This is a genomic window from Corallococcus sp. 4LFB (assembly GCF_046520365.1).
In the GTDB taxonomy this organism is placed as follows: Bacteria; Myxococcota; Myxococcia; order Myxococcales; family Myxococcaceae; genus Corallococcus; species Corallococcus caeni.
This window is the reverse complement of the sequence record NZ_JBKGHJ010000310.1, coordinates 9286-10494: the sequence shown is the minus strand read 5'-3', so window position 1 is coordinate 10494 and position 1209 is coordinate 9286. Positions and strand designations below refer to the sequence as shown.

The window sequence follows — 1209 nt, the reverse complement described above, 5'->3', positions numbered from 1 at the left end:
AGGTCCGGCTTGAGCGCGTTGGCCCGCCGCACCAGCTCGTCCATGAAGCGCCGCTGGATGACGGGGCCCACGTGCAGGTCGGTGAGCTGCACGATGCTGAAGCCGTCCAGCGCGCGGGGCAGCCTGGGGATGCGGACCACCAGCTCCGTGATCTCCGGAGCCGTGAACGCGCGCCAGCTGCCATACCCCGCCAGCCCCCCGCCCAGCGCGAGCGCCCCACCCGCCGTCGCCTGCGACAGGAAGCGCCGCCGCTCCACATCCACGGAAGGCGCGGCGGGAGCAGGCCGGACCCGGCGCCGCAGGGCGAGCACCGCCCGGACCACGTCGAGCCCCGCGAGCGCGAGCACCAGGCACAGCGCCACGCCCATCCACGAATAGGACACCAGCTCCACCACGTCGCCAGGAGCCTCCGGGAGCGTGCGCTGCAGGTACCGCCGGGCCACCAGCACCCCCGTCATGACGCCCAGGACAAGCGCGGCGACGAGCCGGGGCCCACGGCGGGGAGTGACGTTCCAAACGAGCCGCCGGAACAGGTACAGGTGCCCGAGCACGGCACCCAGCGCGATGAGGAGCGAGAACGAAGACAACGGCATGCGCCCAGCCTCCCGCGCCTTCCGCCTGCACGCACCTGAATCCGTGCCTGGCCGCCCGCCTGTCGTGAACCAGCGCAAGGAAACGGACGTCCCCGTCAGCCGTGCTCGTCCCACAGGAAGGAGAGTTCCAGCGCCAGGGCCTCGAAGGGTTCGACGTGGACGGTGGCACTTCCAGAATGGAAGCCCACCTGCCTGTAGCCTTCCGCCTCCAGCCAGAACACTTCCAACGTGCGGGGCGCCGGGTCCAGCAACCAGACATGCCGCACGCCTTTTCGTGCGTACACCGGCAGCTTCGCGTCGCGGTCCAGCTTCCGGGTGGACGGCGACAGCACCTCGCAGACCCAATCTGGCGCCAGGTGGGAAGCAGCCCCTCGGGGTGTTCCTGGCAGCCGTTCGCGCCGCCAGCCCGCGATATCCGGAATGAGGACATCCATTCTGAAATGGAGTTCGGGTTCGTCCAGGATGAGCCAACCTCCAGGCCCGCCGCGTCCCCGGTCGAAGGGACCCGTGAGTTCCCCGCCCAGGTGGGACGCCACGATGAGATGAGGAGCCGCAGGCCGTGGGCTCGCATACAGCTCCCCCGCGACGATCTCCCCCACCACATGCTCCGGGAGCG

1 protein-coding gene and 1 pseudogene are annotated in these 1209 nt (G+C 70.3%); both read right to left on the bottom strand.

The features are described from left to right. Positions 1-593, bottom strand: a pseudogene (locus ACLEQD_RS27860) (metallophosphoesterase); the annotation flags it as partial. A 95-nt stretch (positions 594-688) separates the two neighbouring features. Beyond that, positions 689-1209: Uma2 family endonuclease (locus tag ACLEQD_RS27855; protein WP_410388080.1), on the bottom strand; the 521-nt coding region annotated here is incomplete at its 5' end.